Source organism: Photorhabdus hainanensis, assembly GCF_018448965.1.
Lineage (GTDB): Bacteria > Pseudomonadota > Gammaproteobacteria > Enterobacterales > Enterobacteriaceae > Photorhabdus > Photorhabdus akhurstii.
Map to the genome: position 1 here is coordinate 1 of NZ_RCWD01000150.1, position 292 is coordinate 292.

Sequence of the window (292 nt, forward strand, 5' to 3'; positions counted from 1 at the left end):
AATTAATACTGCCAATACAGGTTGAATCCGGCCGTGACGGGGGAAGTTTGGAAACCGGCGGGTTTGGACAGCGGGACGCCGACAAACAGGTCGTAGCTCACCTTTTTCAGGTTGCCTCTCCAGCCCAGGGCGCTCCCCGCCAGGTGTTTTCCGAGCAGCGCGTCACTGCCCCGGCCGCCCACTTCGCCATAATCCATTGCCAGATACAGCGACTGCCCTTTCAGCGGGGTTTGCCAGTCCAGTTCGTTACGGCTGTACCAGCCTCGATCAGCGGATAAGGTCAACTCGCCAT

The 292-nt window shown here is 58.9% G+C and carries 1 protein-coding gene; it reads right to left on the reverse strand.

The annotated features are described in order from the left end of the window. Positions 1–2 precede the first annotated feature (2 nt). A partial coding sequence (locus tag EAE92_RS24300) for a ShlB/FhaC/HecB family hemolysin secretion/activation protein (RefSeq protein ID WP_281422844.1) occupies positions 3–292 on the reverse strand: 290 nt, incomplete at its 5' end.